Genomic DNA, 18,501 nt, shown 5'->3' with positions numbered 1-18,501 from the left:
TACGTGTTTTAATTAGTAAATTTGCACGATTTTTTTAGTTAATTAACATAGACTACAAATATGTCAAAAGACATTCGTATCAGAAAGGGCTTAGACATTAAGCTTGTTGGCGAGGCAGAAAAAACTACTGTAGAAGCTACAAGAAGTAATGTTTTTGCAATTAAGCCTGACGATTTTCACGGTATTATCCCCAAAGTTATTGCTAAACAAGGGACAGAAGTTAAAGCCGGCGAACCACTTTTTCACTCAAAATCAAATGAAAAAATGCTATTTCCTTCACCAGTAAGTGGAGAAATAGTAGAAATTGTGCGTGGTGCCAAAAGAAAGATCTTAGCTTTTAAAATTCTTGCTGACAAAGAACAGCAATATGTTGACTTTGGAGCAAAAGATGTAAACGCAATGAGTGGTGAGGAAATAAAAGCCCATTTGTTATCTTCTGGGTGCTGGCCATTTGTAAAACAACGACCTTATGATGTAATTGCAAATCCAGATGTGGCTCCAAAGGCTATTTTTATTTCTGGTTATGCTACTGCGCCACTTTCTACAGATAAAGATTATGTGTTGGCAGGTAAGGAAAATGAGCTTCAGGCTGCAGTAACTGCGCTAAGTAAGTTAACCGAAGGACAAGTTCATATTTCAGTCGGGAAAAATTCTAATTCTCCATTAACGGGCTTAAACAATAGTACACTTCATAAAGTTTCGGGACCACACCCTGCTGGAAATGCAAGTGTACAAATAGCCAAAATAGATCCTATTAATAAAGGAGAGGTTGTTTGGGTTGTAAGTCCACAAGACCTAGTGGTTATTGGAGAGTTATTTCTTACCGGTAAATTCAATGCCGAAAGAACTATAGCACTTGCTGGAGCTTCAGTGAAAAATGCAAGATACTATAAAACAAAGATTGGTGCCGAGGTATCGTCTGTAGTCTATCATTCTGGAGTACATGATGAAGCTAATATTAGAGTAATAAGCGGAGATGTGCTTACTGGAGAAAATGTAAGGCCAGATGGTCATTTGGGATATTATCACGATAGTATTACGGTAATTCCAGAAGGAGATGATTATGAATTCTTTGGATGGAACAAGCCAATTTTTAATAAGATTTCGCCTTCAAGAGCCCTGACGTTCTCTTGGTTGTTTCCAAATAAAAAATATAACCTTAACACAAATACTAATGGTGAACACCGTGCATTTGTGGTAACAGGAAGTTATGAAAACGTGTTTCCTCTAGATATTTATCCCTTACAACTTCTTAAAGCATGTATGGTAAATGATCTAGATGCTATGGAGCAACTTGGAATGTATGAAGTAGCTCCAGAGGATTTTGCTCTTACAGAATTTGTTTGTGTGTCGAAACAACCACATCAACAAATTATAAGAGAAGGATTGGATCTAATGTTAAAAGAAATAGGATAGTGCTATGGGATTAAAAGATAAATTACATAAACTAAAACTTAAATATAAAGGCAAAAAAATGGCTCCTGCATTTAATGCGATCCATACATTTTTGTATTTGCCTAACGAGACTACACATTCTGGATCACATGTTCGTGCTGCAGATGATCTGAAACGTACAATGAATACGGTTATTATGTCTTTAGTACCGTGTTTGATATTTGGAATGTTCAATGCAGGATACCAACATCATTTGGCTTTAGGTGAAATAGACGCTGTATCTAGTGGTTTTTTAAGCCCAGAATTTTGGTCCTTTGACAACCTTACAGTAGGTCTTTGGAAAATCTTACCATTAGTAGTTATTTCTTATGGAGTTGGTTTGGCTGTAGAATTTGTTTTTGCAGTGATTAAAGGACATGAAGTAGAAGAAGGATACTTGGTGACTGGAATGTTGGTGCCACTAATTGTTCCTGTGGATACACCATTATGGATGCTTGCCGTTGCCGTTGTATTTGGTGTTGTAATTGGTAAAGAAGTATTTGGAGGAACAGGGATGAATATCCTTAATCCGGCATTAACCATTAGGGCATTTTTATTCTTTGCATATCCTACCTGGATGTCTGGAGATAAAGTATGGGTTCATGGAGCTGTAGAAAGAGCTGGTACTCCAGATGCTATTTCTGGAGAAACGATTCTTGGTGGTTTGGCACAAGGAAAAGAAATTATAGCCGAAACCGCATCTCGTGGTAGTGAAGTAGCGTACTCTGTAGCAGATGCCTTTTATGGATTTGTTCCTGGTTCTGTGGGAGAAACTTCAGCATTATTAATCTTATTAGGAGGGTTGTTCTTGATTTTTTCTAAAATAGGGAGCTGGAGAATTATGGTAAGCGCTGTATTAGGAGCGTTAGCCATGGGATTGATTTTTAATGGAATTGTTGATGCAGGATGGATTGATAATGGAAGTAAATTCTACGGTTTAATGAGTACTGAGTTTTGGCATCATTTAATAATCGGGGGATTTGCATTTGGAGTCGTGTTTATGGCTACAGACCCCGTTACTGCTTCGCAAACTAATAAAGGAAAGTGGATCTACGGATTCTTGATTGGATTTATATCCATTCTTATTCGAGTATTCAACCCTGCTTACCCAGAAGGAGTTATGTTGGCAATTTTATTGATGAATGTATTTGCTCCTACAATTGATCACTATGTGGTTCAAGGTAATGTGAAGAAAAGAATGAAACGTTTAAAATTAAAAACCGCTTAATCATGGCGATTAATAGAGATAAAAATTCATATACAATCATATTCGCTATAGCAATGGTGGCAGTGGTTGGTTCCCTTCTTGCATTTACAGCTTCTTCTTTGAAAGGGAAAATAGATGCAAATAAAAGAACAGAAAAACAACAAAACATTTTGTTTGCTATGGGAATAGCAGATGCTGAAGATCCTAATGAGTTTGTTCCTGCAGAACAAGCTGAGGAATTGTTCAATAAATATGTTGGTGATGAAGGACAGTATATTGTTACAGGTAGTGTGGCCAAACAAACTACAGATGCCTTTGCGATAGAAGTGAAAAAGGAAAATGACAAGGTGAAGCAAGATCCTAACTATGAGCGCAAAATGCCTTTATTCATAGGGAAAAAAGATGGAGAAGAATTTTATATTGTTCCTATGAGAGGAAATGGTCTTTGGGATGCCATCTGGGGATATGTTTCTTTGGATAAAGAATTTAAAAAGGTAAAAGGAGCATTTTTTGATCATAAAGGTGAAACACCCGGACTTGGAGCTAATATTAAAGAAGCTTATTTCAGAGATGATTTTATCGGGGAAAGTATTCTTGATGCTAGTGGTAACTATGCCGGAATCACCGTTAAAAAAGGAAATGGTGATCCAAAAAACGAAAGAAAAGATGATAATGCTGTTGATGCATTGGCAGGAGCAACGATTACAGGTGATGGTGTAACTGCTATGGTGAAGAAAGGAATCAAAATGTACAAGCCCTATTTCGAAACTTTAAAATAATAACAAATGGCTGAAGTAACAGAAGAAAAAGTTAAAGTAAAGGAGCCTAAAGAGCCTTTGTTTTCGAAGAAAAACAAAAAATTACTAACAGATCCGCTTGCCGATAATAACCCAATTACTATCCAGGTACTAGGAATTTGTTCGGCATTGGCTATTACAGCGCAGTTGAAACCATCGATTGTAATGGCAATATCAGTAATTTTTGTTATGGGAGTAGGAAACGTAGTAATCTCTTTAATGAGAAATCTTATTCCCTCAAAAATTAGAATTATTGTTCAGTTAGTTGTTGTAGCTGCACTTGTGATTATTGTAGACCAAGTTCTCAAGGCATATGCATATACATTAAGTAAAGAGCTTTCGGTTTTTATAGGTTTGATAATTACAAATTGTATTATTATGGGACGTTTTGAAGCGTTTGCCCTAGGTAACGGTCCTTGGAAATCATTCTTAGATGGAATCGGAAATGCGGCTGGTTATGGTTTGTTATTAGTTGTAGTGGCATTCTTTAGAGAGCTACTAGGTTCGGGAACGTTGTTTGGAGCGAAAGTTTTAGGTGACCCAATCGAAAAGACAGGATTATATGCTATTGGATATGAAAATAACGGTTTTATGGTATTAGCGCCTATGGCTTTAATTACCGTTGGAATCATTATTTGGGTTCAAAGAAGTAGAAATAAAGCATTAATCGAAGATCATTAAAATAAAGAAACATGGAATATTTAGAATTATTTTTAAAATCGATCTTTATAGATAATATGGTATTTGCATTCTTCTTAGGAATGTGTTCATACCTTGCAGTATCCAAAAAAGTTTCTACCGCTGTAGGACTTGGAGCAGCAGTAATATTTGTATTGGCAATTACAGTACCGCTAAACTTTTTATTAGATAAGTATCTTTTGCAAGAAGGTGCTTTGGTTTGGTTGGGCCCAGAATATGCAGATTATGACTTAAGTTTCTTAACTTTTATTTTATTTATTGCTACAATCGCAACAATGGTACAATTGGTAGAGATTGTGGTAGAGAAATTTTCACCTGCGTTGTACAATTCTCTAGGGATTTTCTTACCATTAATTGCTGTAAACTGTGCAATACTTGGAGGGTCTTTATTTATGCAGCAAAAAGAATTTGCAACCATTTCTCATGCAGCAGTTTATGGAATCGGTTCTGGTATAGGATGGTTCTTGGCAATTCTGGCTATTGCAGCAATTAGAGAAAAGATAAGATATTCAAATGTACCTGCGCCCTTAAGAGGACTTGGGATAACCTTTATCCTTACAGGATTAATGGCGATAGGGTTTATGAGTTTTGGTGGAATGTTAACAGGAGGTGATGAAGAGGCTAGCAAAGAGACTAAAGCTGTACAGGTGGAAAAAGAAGAGACTACAAAAGAAGTAGCCGAAAATACTAATGTTACAATACTTAAATAATATGATATTATTAGCATCTACCGGTGGAACAATAGCTATTACTATTATTTCATTTTTGGTTCTTATCCTGGTTTTGGTAGGAATTTTAATATTCGCAAAAGATAAATTATTACCATCAGGACCGGTTAAAATCACTATTAATGGTGAAAAAGAGATTGAAGTTGCTTCAGGAGGGACCTTATTATCTACATTGGGTAGTGAAAAAATATTCTTGCCATCTGCTTGTGGAGGTGGAGGTACCTGTATTCAATGTGAATGTCACGTGCTTGCGGGTGGAGGAGAAGCTCTTCCAACAGAAACACCGCACTTTTCACGTAAGGAATTACAACATGGAGCACGTTTGGCTTGTCAGGTAAAAGTAAAACAAGACATGAATATTCAAATTCCGGAAGAAGTATTCGGAATTAAAAAATGGGAAGCTGAAGTAGTACGTAACTACAACGTTGCATCGTTTATTAAAGAATTTGTGGTGCGTATCCCAGAGGATATGGGTTATAAAGCAGGAGGATATATTCAGATTGAAATACCTCCTTGCGAGATCAAATATTCTGATATAGATATTACGGCACATCCAGAAGAACATGAAACCCCGGATAAATTTCAGGTAGAGTGGGACAAGTTTGGCTTATGGCCGTTGGTAATGAAAAACACAGAGACTGTGGAGCGTGCCTATTCGATGGCTTCTTATCCTGCTGAAGGAAGGGATATCATGCTGAATGTGCGTATTGCTACCCCACCATGGGATAGAGCAAAGAATGGATGGATGGATGTGAATCCAGGTGTGGCATCTTCTTATATATTTGCACAAAAACCAGGTGATAAGGTTACGATTTCTGGACCTTATGGTGAATTCTTTATCAATGAATCTGATGCAGAGATGTTATATGTAGGAGGAGGAGCAGGTATGGCACCAATGCGTTCGCATTTATACCATCTTTTCAAAACATTAGAAACCGGTCGAAAAGTAACATACTGGTATGGAGGTCGTTCTAAAAGAGAATTATTCTATTTGGATCACTTCTATGATTTAGAAAAGAAATTCCCAAATTTCAAATTCTATTTGGCACTTTCTGAGCCATTAGAAGAGGATAATTGGAAAGTGAAGAAAGATATCAATGATACCGAAGGTGACGGATTTGTCGGATTTGTTCACAATTGCGTAATTGATAATTATCTGAATCATCATGAAGCGCCCGAAGATATTGAATTATACTTCTGTGGGCCGCCATTAATGAACAAAGCCGTTCAGAAAATGGGTGAAGATTTTGGTATTCCAGATGAGAATATCAGATTTGATGACTTTGGAGGATAGAATATATATTGATATAAGAAAAAAGGGCTGCTTTGTTAAGGCAGCTCTTTTTAGTTTCAATCGTTTATATTCGGTATAAAATTCCTAAGAAAATATTGTCTAGACCTAGATTAATAGAAAAGTTATCAGATTCTCTTGTAAATCTTTCTCCATCAGGATTAATGGTTTCACCTTCAGAAATTGAAAATTCTATGCTTCCGATACTCGAAGTTAATGCAAACTTTTCTGAAACGAAAAACTGAATTCCAGGAGATATTGCTACTGCATAGCTATCATTTTCTATTTCTGTAATCTCAATTTGATCATTGAATATAAATTCTTGTTCAGATTTTCCTCTAAAATATGATGCAGAAGCATCTGCGTAAATACTAAATCGTTTTTGTGGCGTAAAATAATATCTGCCAAAAATACCAATACCTACATCGGATCCATCCGAACTAAAATCCTGTGAATTATCTGATTTGAATTTGGAGTAACTCAATCTTGTCCCTATGGCAAAATTTGAATTAATAAAATACCCAATCCTAGGTTGAATAACCCATCTGCTTCTATCTTCATCAAAATCATTATTATTTTCAAAGTTTGTTTTGTTATAACTTAGGCTACCTGATATAAAAACATCACCCTTTTTAAAACCAAAATCTGGTTCTTCTTGAGCAAATGATTTAGAAAAAAATAGGAGTGAAGCAATGCAAAAAAATAATGTGGTTTTCATATTATTTGTTTTTAATTAATGAATTTTGTGAATCACTTTTAAAGACACTCAAGAAAATATCTTTGTTTATTAATCTTTTGTTAATTGAAATTTTTTAACTTTTATGGGGTCTTTGTATATGACAAAAAAGGTTCTGGATTGGAAAAGGATTAAATTGCAGTAAATGAAGAAATACATATTCTCTTTGGTAATAGCGTTAATTTTAATATTTATATTAAGAAGTTTTACCAATACAAGAATGATTGCCAATCAAGCAAAAGGAGCAATTACAAATGTTATTATTGAACCGAATTATATTAATGTTGTTGGGGATTCTATTTCTACCAGAGTAAATGTACCCGAAGGTTACAAAAGGGTAGAATATCCTCAAAGTTCTTTTCAGGAGTATCTGCGACACTATCAATTAAAACCGTATGGAACAAAAATTATCAACTATGATAATAGCGAATATTTTGCTCAACATTGGCACGAGGCTATATTAGAGGTGCCTGTCCCAAAAAATGGATTACAACAATGTGCCGATGCCTTAATGCGTATTCGATCTGAATATTTATGGAATAACAAACGAAAAAATGAAATTGGTTTTAAATTTACCTCAGGACATTATTGCTCCTGGAAGAAATATGCTGAAGGTTACCGACCAAAAATTAAAGGAAACAAAGTTACTTTTCATAAAACCGCATCTCCAAATAATACGAAAGCAAATTTTTATAAGTATCTCAATCTAATTTATATGTATGCCGGGACATTATCTATGTATCATGAGCTTGAAAAAGTGCCGGTTTCAGAAATAAAAATAGGGGATATGTTGATTAAACCAGGTTCACCTGGGCATATCGAAATTATTGTTGATGAGATTGTAAATGAAGAAGGTGATAAAATGTATTTATTAGCTCAAGGAAATACTCCCGCTCAAAGTGTTTGTTTGCTTAAAAACTTTGAAGACACTTCCATTTCTCCATGGTATCGGTTTCAAGAAGAAGAACCAGTATATACTCCTAGCTATTATTTTGATAAAGCCCGATTTATTCGATTTAAATAATTGATCGATATGTCATTTTGATTGTATCTTTGCCCCGCTATGACCAGAATTTTAACCAAACAAGAACTGCATAATCTTGCGATGAATATCGTAGGTGAAGACTTAGAGAAAAAAGGTTTCGAATTTATTGCCATTAACAGCAAATTAGGAAAACATCCACAATTTGTATGTGTTGATCAATCTAATCAACGTTACTTTGTGGTGGTAAAAGCAATTTCTTATCCAGACAACCCTCATAATTATGACATGATTTGGATGGAATCTTTCAAGAAACATGCCCGAGAGCAACAGGCAAAAGTGTTTTATGCAGGAGTTGGTTTGCAAAATGCTCAAAATCCAAATAAGCCAGTATTGTTAAATGAGGAGTATGTTTTAGAATATGCGGGCTTACAAACTATAGAAACTCATCTTAATTAGAACATGAAATACTTAATAGTAGTCACAGCTGTATTTATAACCTTAATTTCATGCAATAACGAACCAAAATTAGTGCTTAATTATACTCAGGGAAAAGCCTTCGGCACTTCATTTTCGGTTCAGTTTATTGAAGAGAAAGAGGTCGATTTTTCTAAATCTTATGATAGCTTGGTTGAAGTTATTAATGCTTCAATGTCAACATATATAGATACTTCAGATATATCAAGGATCAATAAGGGAGATGCAACCGTTGTTATTGACGATCATTTCAAGAAAGTATTTGCCGTTTCAAAACGGATATATGCCGAAACCAAAGGCGCTTTTGATCCAACTATTGGTGTTTTGGTAAACGCCTGGGATTTTGGACCCGGAGGAAAAGTAATGTCTTTAGATAGCCTTAAAATTGATAGTCTGCTTGTTTCGGTTGGTTTGGATAAAGTCGCGTTACAGAAAGACAAAATAGTAAAGTCACATGAAAACACCTTTATAGACTTTAATGCACTTGCCAAAGGATATGCAGTTGATGTATTTGCAGAGTTTCTTGAAAACAAAGGATATCAAAATTATTTGGTTGAAATTGGAGGAGAAATTCGGGGGAAAGGTAAAAATGTAATTAAGCAAAAACCATGGAGAATAGGGGTAGAAGATCCAAATTTTGATGACACACAATCGTATAGTAAGGTGATTTCCTTACGAGATCAGTCTATGGCGACTTCGGGTAGTTATCGTAAGTTTAAACTGGATGAAAATGGTAATCGCTATGCCCATATCATAGATACCAAAACCGGGTATCCCCATAAATCTAATTTGTTAAGTGTTTCGATACTAGCAGATACTTGTGTAGAGGCAGATGCGTATGCAACAGCATTCATGTCTATGGGATTAGAACGTTCAAAGCAATTCTTAGAAAAACATCCTGAGTTAAAAGTTTTTTTTATTTATGAAAATGAAAGCAAGGAACTGCAAACATTAGCTTTAAATGATTTTCCGGCGGATTAAGGTTTATAACAAACCGGAAGTATTTCACCCTTTGCCAGGCAGTATTTTGTTACCTCTTCTGGAGTCAAAATATTTGTATAGTCTACCTCGTCAACTTTGAAACCAATAGACCTTAATTTTTCAAAGTAATCTCTTCCATACACTCTCACATGATCATATTGTCCAAATATTTTTGCGCGTTCTTTTGGGTCTGTAATGCTATCATCCTCAAAAGTTTTTTCACGATTTAAGTCCTGCGGAATTTGTAAAATTGCCATACCCCCAGGTTTCAAAACCCGAAAAAGCTCCTGCATGGCTTTGGTGTCATCTGGGATATGTTCTAGCACATGATTGCAGAAGATAATGTCATATTGATCCTTGTCAAAAGGCAGATTGCAAATATCTGCTTTTACATTTGCAAGGGGAGAGTTTAAATCGGTTGTGGTGTAATCCAGGTTTTTTAATTTTCTGAATCTTTGATAAAAAGCCTGTTCTGGTGCAAAATGCAGAACTTTGGCTTTGGTCGTAAAAAAATCAGTTTCATTTTTAAGGTATAACCACAGTAGTCGATGTCGTTCTAGAGATAATGTCGATGGTGAAAGAACGTTGTCTCTCTGATTTTCATATCCATATGGCAAAAACTTAGAAAAGCTTTTCCCGTCTATAGGATCTGTATAAGTTTTTCCTCTTAAAGCTAAAGAAATGATAGGGCGTGCCAGATAACTTAACCGTATTAACAATGGCCTCGGAATCGTATTTAATATTAGTTTAAAGAGTTTTTTCATCTCATGAATTACACGAAAGAAAGTTGTGAATAAAAAGTAAGGAGTTTTTAAACGGTCAACATTTCCTGGCGAAAAGCATCTTCTTCATCAGATTCAATGCCCAGCGCTTGGTAAATGTATTTAAAGGTTGAAAGAATTTCAGGTTTTCCGTCAATCAAAGCTACATCGTGCTCAAAATGTGCACTAGGTTTTCCATCTGCCGTTACAATAGTCCATCCATCCTCTAGTTGTTTGATCCTATGAGTACCCATATTGATCATGGGCTCTATGGCAACTACCATTCCTTCAATGAACTTTTTACCACGACCGCGTCTACCATAGTTTGGCATTTCGGGGTCTTCGTGAAGTTTCTTTCCAAGGCCATGACCAACCAGTTCTCTCACAACACCATATCCTGCAGCTTCAGTGTACTTTTGTATTGCATAACCCACATCACCAACACGATTTCCTAATTTGAATTCTGCAATACCTTTATATAATGACTCCTTAGTGATTTTCAGCAATTGTTCAACTTCAGGATCAACTTCACCAATGGTAAACGTATAGGCATGGTCACCATAAAATTCGTTTTTAATAGCACCGCAATCAATAGCAACAATATCACCTTCTTCAAGAGGTTTGTCGGTTGGTAGTCCATGTACAACAGCTTCGTTAACACTAGTTAGCAGTGTAGAAGGACAACCATACAACCCCAAAAAACCTGGAACGGCCCCTTGATCTCTTATAAATTCTTCGGCAATTTTGTCTAATTGTTTTGTGGTAACTCCCGGTTTGAGTTCAGAAGCTAACATTCCCAATGTTCTTGAAACAACCAATGCACTCTCTCGCATTAATTCTATTTCTTCACGTGTTTTGGTAATAATCATAGGCCTATAGTTCCTTTTTTAGGAAGGCAAATTTACAAAGAATATTAAGATATGTAATTAATCCCAGGCCGAATGTTTATGCAATGCCCTTAACATATTAATTGTTATTTTACTTCATCAAAGACTTTTGTGTCATCGCTTCAGGTTTTTTAACACCCATTAAGTTTAGAATTGTAGGGGCTATATCACCCAAAACACCGTCTTTTACTTTGATCTGGTCTTTGTCAATCAAAATAAAAGGTACTGGGTTAGTCGTATGCGCTGTATGCGGTGAGCCATCTGGGTTAATCATTGTTTCACAATTTCCATGATCGGCAATTAGTATGGTAGTGTAATCGTTTTCCAATCCTGTTGATATTACATCTTTAACACAAATATCGACGGCCTCACATGCTTTGATAGCGGCATCCATAACCCCCGTATGACCTACCATATCACCATTGGCAAAATTGAGGCAAACAAAATCAACTTCTCCTTTTTGTAATTCTGGAACCAAGGCATCTCTAAGTTCGTAAGCGCTCATTTCTGGTTTAAGATCATAGGTAGCTACTTTTGGAGAGTTTCTTAATATTCTTTTTTCTCCCTCAAATGGTTCCTCTCTTCCTCCAGAGAAAAAGAAGGTAACGTGTGGATATTTTTCAGTTTCCGCTATACGGATCTGCGTTTTTCCCGCTTTTGATAGTACTTCTCCAAGGGTTTCGGTAATGTTTTCCTTGTCGTAAATTACTTTGATACCTGTAAAAGTATCGTCATAATTTGTCATAGTAACATAGTGCAGCGGCATTTTATGCGTATTGTACTCGTGCATATCTTTTTGTGACAGCATTTCAGTTAACTCTCGACCCCGATCTGTTCTGAAATTAAAGAAGATAACAACATCATCATCTTTTATTGTGGCAGTAGGATTTCCGTTTTCGGTAAGTATTATAGGCTTAATAAATTCATCGGTGATATCATTATCATAACTTGTTTGAATAGTGTCCAAAATATTTTCGGTTCCTTCTCCTATGCCATTTACGATAAGATCATAAGCTAGTTTAACACGCTCCCAACGTTTATCTCTATCCATGGCATAATATCTTCCTATTACCGATGCTAGTTTCCCGGTGGTTTTGGACATATGGTCCTGAATATCCTTAATGTGGTTTTTTCCAGACTTTGGATCCACATCACGGCCATCGGTAAATGCGTGTAGAAATACATTTTCCAAGCCAAAAGAATTTGCAGCATTTAGCAATCCTTTAATATGGTTAATGTGCGAATGTACTCCACCATCACTTACTAGTCCCAACAGGTGAATATTTTTACTATTCTTTTTTGCATAATGAAAAGCATCAACAAGAGCGGTTTCGTCTTTTAGTGTGTCTTTTTCAACTGCGATATTAATCTTGGCCAAATCTTGATATACTATTCTACCGGCTCCAAGATTCATATGGCCAACTTCGCTGTTCCCCATTTGTCCATCTGGTAATCCAACGTGAAGGCCATCGGTGCGCAGAGCGGCGTATGGATATTCTCTATACAAATTGTCTATAAATGGCGTTTTTGCATGGTCTATTGCCGATACTTTAGGATCGGGAGATGTCCCCCATCCATCTAAAATCATCAAGATTACTTTCTTGTTCATAGTGTGCTCTTAATTAATGTTTTTGGTTGGTTGTTGTTTGTATTCCTTACTTTTTTAAAAGGTACAAGCTACAAAGTTACAACTTCGAACATAAGGTTACAAAAACTTAAGATTATTCCAAGATAATTTAATGGTGTACTTTGGGTTAAGAAAGCGTTGCTTTTTGTGAAACTATTAACGGATTTGTATAGAGAAGGTTAATAATGAGTTATTCTTAAAAACAAGGTCTTTTTTGTATGGATTTTATAATTCATTTGTGGTAATAAATTTTAACAATCACAAATCAACAGTGAACTAATAAATGAAATAATGAAAAAACTAGTAATCTTAATGTTTTGTATGGTTTTTGGAACTGTATTGGGAAATAATCCTGAAAAAGGAACAGTAAGCCATAAAGTAGAAAGAGTTAGGATACCAAACGTTTCGCCTTTTTGCTTATCAATAGCAAAAGGTGATTATGAAATGGTAAAAAAAATGATTGAACTGGGTACAGAAGTGAATAAAGTTTCTGGCGGAATGACACCATTAATGTATGCAGCTAGATATAATAGAGTTGAAATCATCAAACTTTTAATAGCTAATGGAGCAAAAGTAAAAACTAGAGATAATCAAGGATTTACTGCTTTAAAATATGCTGAGTTATCTGGGGCAAATGAGGCCATGAAACTTCTTGCAGACTTAAAGAAAAAGTAATTGTTTGGATAACATATTGATACTTAATAGAATCCAGTGTTTGATTATTTAGACATTGGATTTGGTTAATAGTCACACTATTATTATCAAAATGTTTTGTTGAATAAAAGTTAAAAACTTGTTATTTAATAAGTTATAAATCTTATCTAATAATAATAGTTGTATATTTGTTAGTAATAGTATTAATTATTAATAGTAAAGCTATCAATTCATTTGTAAAAACCACTAAAAACTATATTTGCAAATGCTAAAAAGTAATTATTAGTATAAAAATGTAGATAGATTTTGTTTGATTGATTTGTTCGTTCTCCCTTTTAAATTCGATTACTGTAGAAACAGTAATCGAATTTATTTTTATAGATACCTTTTTTTAAGTGTTAGCCATAATATTTTGTTGTGATTAGGTTAAAGTTATGTTATTTAGGTTTTAATGTGTAACGAATTCATGGGTTTGGTAGTCTTGTTTATATACGTCAATCAAATAACTTAAAATTTTAATCATTATGAAGAATTCAATTTTGGCCATTTTTATGGTTGCGAGCATCGTCTCAACAGTTAGTGCATCAGCGATGGATATGGCTACAGTTAGTCATGATTATGAACAAACTACCTTTAAATCCAAAGTAAATCCATTTTGTATGGCCATTGTAAAAGGTGATTTAGAAGCCGTTAAAAAAATGATCGAACTAGGAAGTGATGTTAATGAAAGATCTGAAGGTATGACACCACTTATGTATGCTGCTCGCTATAATAGAGTAGATATCATTAAAGTTCTTGTAGAAAAAGGTGCTAATATTAAAGCTAGAGATAGCAAAGGATATAAAGCAATTTATTTTGCAAAATTATCCAATGCGAAAGAAGCTATAGCTTTATTAGAGGAACTATCTTAAAAAACTTTATTAACGAATTAATTATTTAATCAAACTATTTGGGAGTTGGTTTTTACAATTCTCAAATAGTTTTTTAATTTTTACTAAACTCTTTTATAGCTTCTCTTATTTTTTCAATACGATTATCAGGATCTGGATGTGTACTTTGAAATTCGGGCTGACGATTAGGGCCCGCCGCAACTTTTAAAACCTTCATTACTGAAATCATTTCCTCGGGGTTGTATCCAGAATTAATCATAAACAATACGCCAAGTTTGTCACTTTCCAATTCGTCATCACGACCATTTCCTAATAATATATTTTGCCCAATTCCATTTACCAATCCACCCATATCAGCTCCTACTGATGCTCCCGTAGATATTGTCTTCCAGAACTCGTGCTCTGCAATTCTTTCTGCAGAATGCCTCCCTAATACATGACCGATTTCATGCCCCAGTACTCCAGCAACCTGATCTTCATTTTCTAATTTGGAAAGTAAGGCGTAGGTAATAAAAATTTGTCCGCCTGGTAACGCAAATGCATTAATGGTATTAGAGTCTGCAAGGAGATGAAATTCATATTTATATGGCGTTTGTTGCGCCATACTTGAATTTACAAGTTTGTTACCTACCATATCAATATAGCTTTGCAACTTTTGATCGGGATATAAACCACCATGTTGTTGCGCCATTTGTGGAGCACTTTGTAAACCAATGGCAATCTCTTGATCACTGGTCATATTAATATTTTGCACTCTATTGGTATATGGGTTTAAGGTCTTGTTGTTACACTTTTTTATAAAAGCAAATGCAACAATGGCAAGACCTATAAGTATTCGAATTTTCAAGCCACCACGTCTCATCAGAATTTGATTATGATTAATAATCTAAAGTTAATAAATAAAAAAATTGCTTACTAATAAAATGTATAAAACACCCTTTTAGTAAGCAATTACTAGAGGTACTATTCTATTAGTTATATAGAATAGAATTAGTGCTCGCTAGCATGGTTGAGTTTGCATAGTTTAGCGATAAAAAATTTGTGTATAATAGTAGCGGCCGTTTTCATCGGTAACAGCGCCAATGCCTATATGAGTATAATTTCCTTCAATGTTTGCACGATGGCCACTACTGTTAAGCCACGCTGTCATTACAGATTGAGCCGAACTTTGACCAAAAGCCACATTTTCTCCAAAACCCCGAGCATTTTCTTTATCTTTCAGCTCATCGAATTTTGCATCTCGATTGTCATGACTAATTTCACCTTGTGCAATCATATACCTAGAATGCTCTATGGCAAGTTGATCGGCAGTGCTGCTTTTCTCTAATACAGGTAGGCCTTGACCTTGCCTATGTTCATTAACCAATCTTAGGATTTCATCTGCTACAGATGTTTCATTAGGAGTTTCTAAAGGGGCTTCATCTTCAGAACAAGAAAATGTTCCAAATAAAACCATAAAAGCCAGGCAATAGTTTACTAAAGTAGTTTTCATTATTTGGGGTTTTTATTATATAACTAAAATAGAACAAATTTAGTACATAGGTTATAATAATTGGGGATTAATATCCAATATGTTTTCTTTTATGTATTGATTAATAAAATCTTGAGATAAGTATTCGCTACCTAATAGCTTGGCCTTTTGTAATTCTTGAGATACATCCAATTCTCTGTATGCTTTTAGCATTGGGATAGAAAGGGGAGCATAAGAATAATGCCAAGGCTCATATTTAAACCCTTTTCTGTTTTGATTATCGGTATATACCAGGTAGAAACCAAAAGAGTTTGCATGTTTGTCCAACCATTCCTTAAACTTACAAAAAGGACCATCTCCTTCAAAATTTTCTTCTAGAAGTAATCCTTTTGGTTGAGGTGCAGCACCATCAACGATATCTATATCGGTTCCCCAGTGATGTCTAGAGGTTCCGGGAATTGTCGAATACTCTACGATTTTATTAATTGCCAGAGAAGGAGATAGCCCTCCAGCAATAAATCTTTTGTATTTACGCTCCCAAATACGGTTTTGATGCGCATAATTCCTATAACTTGATACTACCTTAATCTTGAAACCACTTTTAAGTGCTTCGGTTTTCATTTTTAAAAACGCTTCATGGGCTTCTTTTCTTAATTTATATCCATCTCCAAATAAAGTGGGGTTACTTTTTCCCATTAGATCATCCTTTGAAAGGTCTGATGAAATTATAAAAAAGGAAGATAATGATGCACCCAGCATTCCAAGAGCATTAATTTTTATAAAGTTTCTACGTATCATAGAAATTTATTCCAAAATACCATCTACAATGCCATAATCCAAAGATTCCTGCGCATCCATCCAGTAATCGCGATTAAAGTCTTTTAAAACTTTTTCCATATCCTGTCCACAATTGTCTGCCAGAATTTGTGCACTTAGTTCTTTAGTTTTTAAAATTTCTGTTGCTTGAATTTCGATATTCGAGGCTTGACCCTGAGCTCCTCCACTAGGTTGATGAATCATAACTTTGGCATGCGGTTGAATAAATCGGCGACCCTTCTCACCCACACTAAGTAAAATTGATCCCATAGATGCTGCTAGACCCGTACAGATTGTAGATACAGGGCTTTTCAAACTTTTTATGGTGTCGTACATAGCAAAACCTGAAGTAACATATCCCCCAGGGCTGTTAATGTATAGTTTTATTTCCTGATCACTTATCATATCCAGATACATAAGCCTATCGATGACGTGTTTTGCCGATTTATCATCTACTTGCCCCCAAAGAAATACACTTCGTTCTTCTAAAAATTTTTTATCAATAAGGTCCTGTATTTTTCCAGCTTTTTCTTTCATTATAGTGGTTTTAATTTTTTAATCTCTGTTGAAGATAAATGTATGCTAATTTTTGTAAAAAAACACATATGTAATAGAGCATTTCAGGAAATTTTACAAAACTCCTTAAAACAATAATAGAAGAAACTTTATACTGTAGAAAATTCGAACATAAAATCAATTTCGGCGAACTCTAAAACTTATCCTTCTATTGGTAACAACTTTACAGGAACTAATATTAAGAACAACTTCTGTTCTTGTGGTACTAGTACAACCCGCAGATGTATTACGTGCTTCAGCAAAGTAACTGCCTGCAACCACTGGTGTATAGCTCGTATTGTCACTTAATATAAGATTACCTCCGGATGCGGTATCATACCAATCTACTGTTTCCCCAGCGCCTACAGTTACCGTTAAGGCAGGAATAGTTCCTCCTATACAAATCCTTTGGTTTCCATTACTTACAGGAGCGTTGGGAGATGCTGTAATTATTATATCTACAGTATTTGTATTGGTATTAGAGTTAGGGTCGGTAATAGTTACCATAAAGGCATAGGTTCCTGCATTAAGTAAGGTCGTATTTATTATTGGATCTTGCACTGATGAATTAAATGTATATCCACCTGGACCAGTTCCTGACCACGAAAATGTAGTCATTGTCTCGTTACTACCTGCTCCGGCAGGATTTGCGAGAAGGTTCAAAGTTTCTCCGATGCACAGAGGGCTATTAGAGGTGGGGGATACAGTGAGTGTACCACCACCCGTATTGATATCACCAAAGTCATAATCTACACCGGGTCCTCCGCCATTACAGGTAGCATATATAACTCCGCCAATTGATAATCTTTTAGTGGCATTACATGGATTGGCTTCTACCAGATTTCCACCGGCAATTATTACAGAGGCATTGGCTGGTAAAGATAAAGTAGTGTTGTTTGAAGTCCATTCTGCCGAACCGCCGCTAATTAATGTTATTAAAGGTGTGTCTAAGGAGGAATTAGAACTTACCAAAAGTTCACCAGGGCCTATCGTTAAAGAGTTAAAGTTATTAGGAATGTTTGATGAAATTGTAACCGAGAAACCACCTTCAATAAAAACATTATTAGTGCCAGCAACTTGTCCGGGATAATTGGCGGCCACAACCCAAGCCGTACCGTTATAAGTTTCCCAAATAGAGACGTTGGTCCAATTTCCGTTACCCACAGAACGATAATCATTAATAGATTGAGAAAATGATAAAAATGGAACTAGATACAGTAGGATTACTGTAAAAACTTTACGGGCAGGTTTATTATTTGAAAATAGCATGTAGTTTAAATTCTTTATACCATTTTTTTAATACTGGTATATCAATTCTTAATAAAAAGGGGTATTTATTAAGTAATAACTTATTGTGACTGCTATTTTGACGACTTTGTGTTGATTAATGGTTCAAATATATAAATAATATTACAAGAGATATTGAGGAAAACCGTAGGTTATACATATTCGATATTCGAATTAATTTTTTTTCACCTTATAAGTAGTTCTTCTGTTGGTAATTACAG

20 protein-coding genes are annotated in these 18,501 nt (G+C 35.2%); 11 read left to right on the top strand and 9 right to left on the bottom strand.

Annotated elements, in window-relative coordinates:
• Nucleotides 1-60: 60 nt before the first annotated feature.
• From U6A24_RS00125 to nqrF, 6 genes are read left to right on the top strand one after another with little or no spacing between them, the layout of a single operon-like run.
• Entirely contained in the window at nucleotides 61-1,416 is a 1,356-nt protein-coding gene (locus U6A24_RS00125; protein ID WP_324177897.1) for a Na(+)-translocating NADH-quinone reductase subunit A, read from the top strand.
• 4 nt (nucleotides 1,417-1,420) lie between these two features.
• Nucleotides 1,421-2,662, top strand: a complete 1,242-nt coding sequence (locus U6A24_RS00120; protein ID WP_324177896.1) for an NADH:ubiquinone reductase (Na(+)-transporting) subunit B — start codon at nucleotides 1,421-1,423, stop codon at nucleotides 2,660-2,662.
• A gap of 2 nt (nucleotides 2,663-2,664) precedes the next feature.
• The gene (locus U6A24_RS00115) at nucleotides 2,665-3,420 is read left to right on the top strand and encodes a Na(+)-translocating NADH-quinone reductase subunit C (RefSeq protein WP_324177895.1); all 756 of its coding nucleotides are present in this window, start codon (nucleotides 2,665-2,667) and stop codon (nucleotides 3,418-3,420) included.
• 6 nt (nucleotides 3,421-3,426) lie between these two features.
• Nucleotides 3,427-4,119, top strand: a complete 693-nt coding sequence (locus U6A24_RS00110; protein WP_324177894.1) for an NADH:ubiquinone reductase (Na(+)-transporting) subunit D — start codon at nucleotides 3,427-3,429, stop codon at nucleotides 4,117-4,119.
• Nucleotides 4,120-4,130: 11 nt separating this feature from the next.
• Nucleotides 4,131-4,847: an NADH:ubiquinone reductase (Na(+)-transporting) subunit E gene (gene nqrE, locus U6A24_RS00105; protein WP_324177893.1), complete on the top strand. Its 717-nt coding sequence runs from the start codon at nucleotides 4,131-4,133 to the stop codon at nucleotides 4,845-4,847.
• Between the two features lies 1 nt (nucleotide 4,848).
• On the top strand, nucleotides 4,849-6,159 hold the full coding sequence (gene nqrF / locus U6A24_RS00100) for an NADH:ubiquinone reductase (Na(+)-transporting) subunit F (protein WP_324177892.1): 1,311 nt from the start codon (nucleotides 4,849-4,851) through the stop codon (nucleotides 6,157-6,159).
• Between the two features lie 64 nt (nucleotides 6,160-6,223).
• Here the strand turns inward: nqrF and U6A24_RS00095 are convergent, their stop codons facing one another.
• Entirely contained in the window at nucleotides 6,224-6,874 is a 651-nt protein-coding gene (locus U6A24_RS00095) for an outer membrane beta-barrel protein (RefSeq protein WP_324177891.1), read from the bottom strand.
• A 163-nt stretch (nucleotides 6,875-7,037) separates the two neighbouring features.
• On the opposite strand from U6A24_RS00095, the gene U6A24_RS00090 reads away from it, so the two are divergent.
• From U6A24_RS00090 to U6A24_RS00080, 3 genes are read left to right on the top strand one after another with little or no spacing between them, the layout of a single operon-like run.
• Nucleotides 7,038-7,916: a DUF4846 domain-containing protein gene (locus U6A24_RS00090; protein ID WP_324177890.1), complete on the top strand. Its 879-nt coding sequence runs from the start codon at nucleotides 7,038-7,040 to the stop codon at nucleotides 7,914-7,916.
• Between the two features lie 39 nt (nucleotides 7,917-7,955).
• Nucleotides 7,956-8,333: a Na(+)-translocating NADH-quinone reductase subunit F gene (locus U6A24_RS00085; RefSeq protein WP_324177889.1), complete on the top strand. Its 378-nt coding sequence runs from the start codon at nucleotides 7,956-7,958 to the stop codon at nucleotides 8,331-8,333.
• A gap of 3 nt (nucleotides 8,334-8,336) precedes the next feature.
• Nucleotides 8,337-9,332 carry an FAD:protein FMN transferase gene (locus U6A24_RS00080; RefSeq protein WP_324177888.1) on the top strand — a complete coding sequence of 332 codons (996 nt, stop codon included), beginning with the start codon at nucleotides 8,337-8,339 and terminating at the stop codon, nucleotides 9,330-9,332.
• On the opposite strand, the gene U6A24_RS00075 is transcribed toward U6A24_RS00080, so the two are convergent.
• From U6A24_RS00075 to gpmI, 3 genes are all read right to left on the bottom strand, one after another.
• A complete protein-coding gene (locus tag U6A24_RS00075; protein ID WP_324177887.1) occupies nucleotides 9,329-10,096 on the bottom strand; it encodes a methyltransferase domain-containing protein in 768 nt (255 codons plus the stop codon). The genes U6A24_RS00080 and U6A24_RS00075 overlap by 4 nt on opposite strands.
• Before the next feature lie 47 nt (nucleotides 10,097-10,143).
• The gene (gene map, locus U6A24_RS00070; RefSeq protein WP_324177886.1) at nucleotides 10,144-10,962 is read right to left on the bottom strand and encodes a type I methionyl aminopeptidase; all 819 of its coding nucleotides are present in this window, start codon (nucleotides 10,960-10,962) and stop codon (nucleotides 10,144-10,146) included.
• Between the two features lie 109 nt (nucleotides 10,963-11,071).
• Nucleotides 11,072-12,589: a 2,3-bisphosphoglycerate-independent phosphoglycerate mutase gene (gpmI, locus tag U6A24_RS00065; protein ID WP_324177885.1), complete on the bottom strand. Its 1,518-nt coding sequence runs from the start codon at nucleotides 12,587-12,589 to the stop codon at nucleotides 11,072-11,074.
• 309 nt (nucleotides 12,590-12,898) lie between these two features.
• Between gpmI and U6A24_RS00060 the strand changes: the two genes are divergently transcribed.
• Both U6A24_RS00060 and U6A24_RS00055 read left to right on the top strand, forming a co-directional pair.
• The gene (locus tag U6A24_RS00060; protein WP_324177884.1) at nucleotides 12,899-13,282 is read left to right on the top strand and encodes an ankyrin repeat domain-containing protein; all 384 of its coding nucleotides are present in this window, start codon (nucleotides 12,899-12,901) and stop codon (nucleotides 13,280-13,282) included.
• A 503-nt stretch (nucleotides 13,283-13,785) separates the two neighbouring features.
• Nucleotides 13,786-14,172, top strand: coding sequence for an ankyrin repeat domain-containing protein (locus tag U6A24_RS00055; protein WP_324177883.1), 387 nt, complete (start codon nucleotides 13,786-13,788; stop codon nucleotides 14,170-14,172).
• 73 nt (nucleotides 14,173-14,245) lie between these two features.
• On the opposite strand, the gene U6A24_RS00050 is transcribed toward U6A24_RS00055, so the two are convergent.
• The 5 genes from U6A24_RS00050 to U6A24_RS00030 all read right to left on the bottom strand — a co-directional run bounded on the left by U6A24_RS00050 (nucleotide 14,246) and on the right by U6A24_RS00030 (nucleotide 18,262).
• Nucleotides 14,246-15,013 carry a M48 family metalloprotease gene (locus U6A24_RS00050; RefSeq protein WP_324177882.1) on the bottom strand — a complete coding sequence of 256 codons (768 nt, stop codon included), beginning with the start codon at nucleotides 15,011-15,013 and terminating at the stop codon, nucleotides 14,246-14,248.
• A gap of 162 nt (nucleotides 15,014-15,175) precedes the next feature.
• Complete coding sequence (locus U6A24_RS00045; protein ID WP_324177881.1) at nucleotides 15,176-15,643, bottom strand: CAP domain-containing protein; 468 nt, start codon at nucleotides 15,641-15,643, stop codon at nucleotides 15,176-15,178.
• A 51-nt stretch (nucleotides 15,644-15,694) separates the two neighbouring features.
• On the bottom strand, nucleotides 15,695-16,420 hold the full coding sequence (locus U6A24_RS00040) for a M15 family metallopeptidase (protein ID WP_324177880.1): 726 nt from the start codon (nucleotides 16,418-16,420) through the stop codon (nucleotides 15,695-15,697).
• Between the two features lie 6 nt (nucleotides 16,421-16,426).
• Nucleotides 16,427-16,975 carry a ClpP family protease gene (locus U6A24_RS00035; protein WP_324177879.1) on the bottom strand — a complete coding sequence of 183 codons (549 nt, stop codon included), beginning with the start codon at nucleotides 16,973-16,975 and terminating at the stop codon, nucleotides 16,427-16,429.
• 156 nt (nucleotides 16,976-17,131) lie between these two features.
• Nucleotides 17,132-18,262 (bottom strand): immunoglobulin domain-containing protein, encoded by a 1,131-nt coding sequence (locus U6A24_RS00030; protein ID WP_324177878.1) that lies wholly within the window; start codon nucleotides 18,260-18,262, stop codon nucleotides 17,132-17,134.
• Between the last annotated feature and the right edge of the window lie 239 nt (nucleotides 18,263-18,501).

It is taken from the genome of Aquimarina gracilis (genome assembly GCF_035285365.1).
Taxonomy (GTDB): domain Bacteria; phylum Bacteroidota; class Bacteroidia; order Flavobacteriales; family Flavobacteriaceae; genus Aquimarina; species Aquimarina gracilis.
The sequence above is the reverse complement of the archived record's forward strand: the minus strand, read 5'-3'. Positions and strand labels throughout refer to the sequence as shown.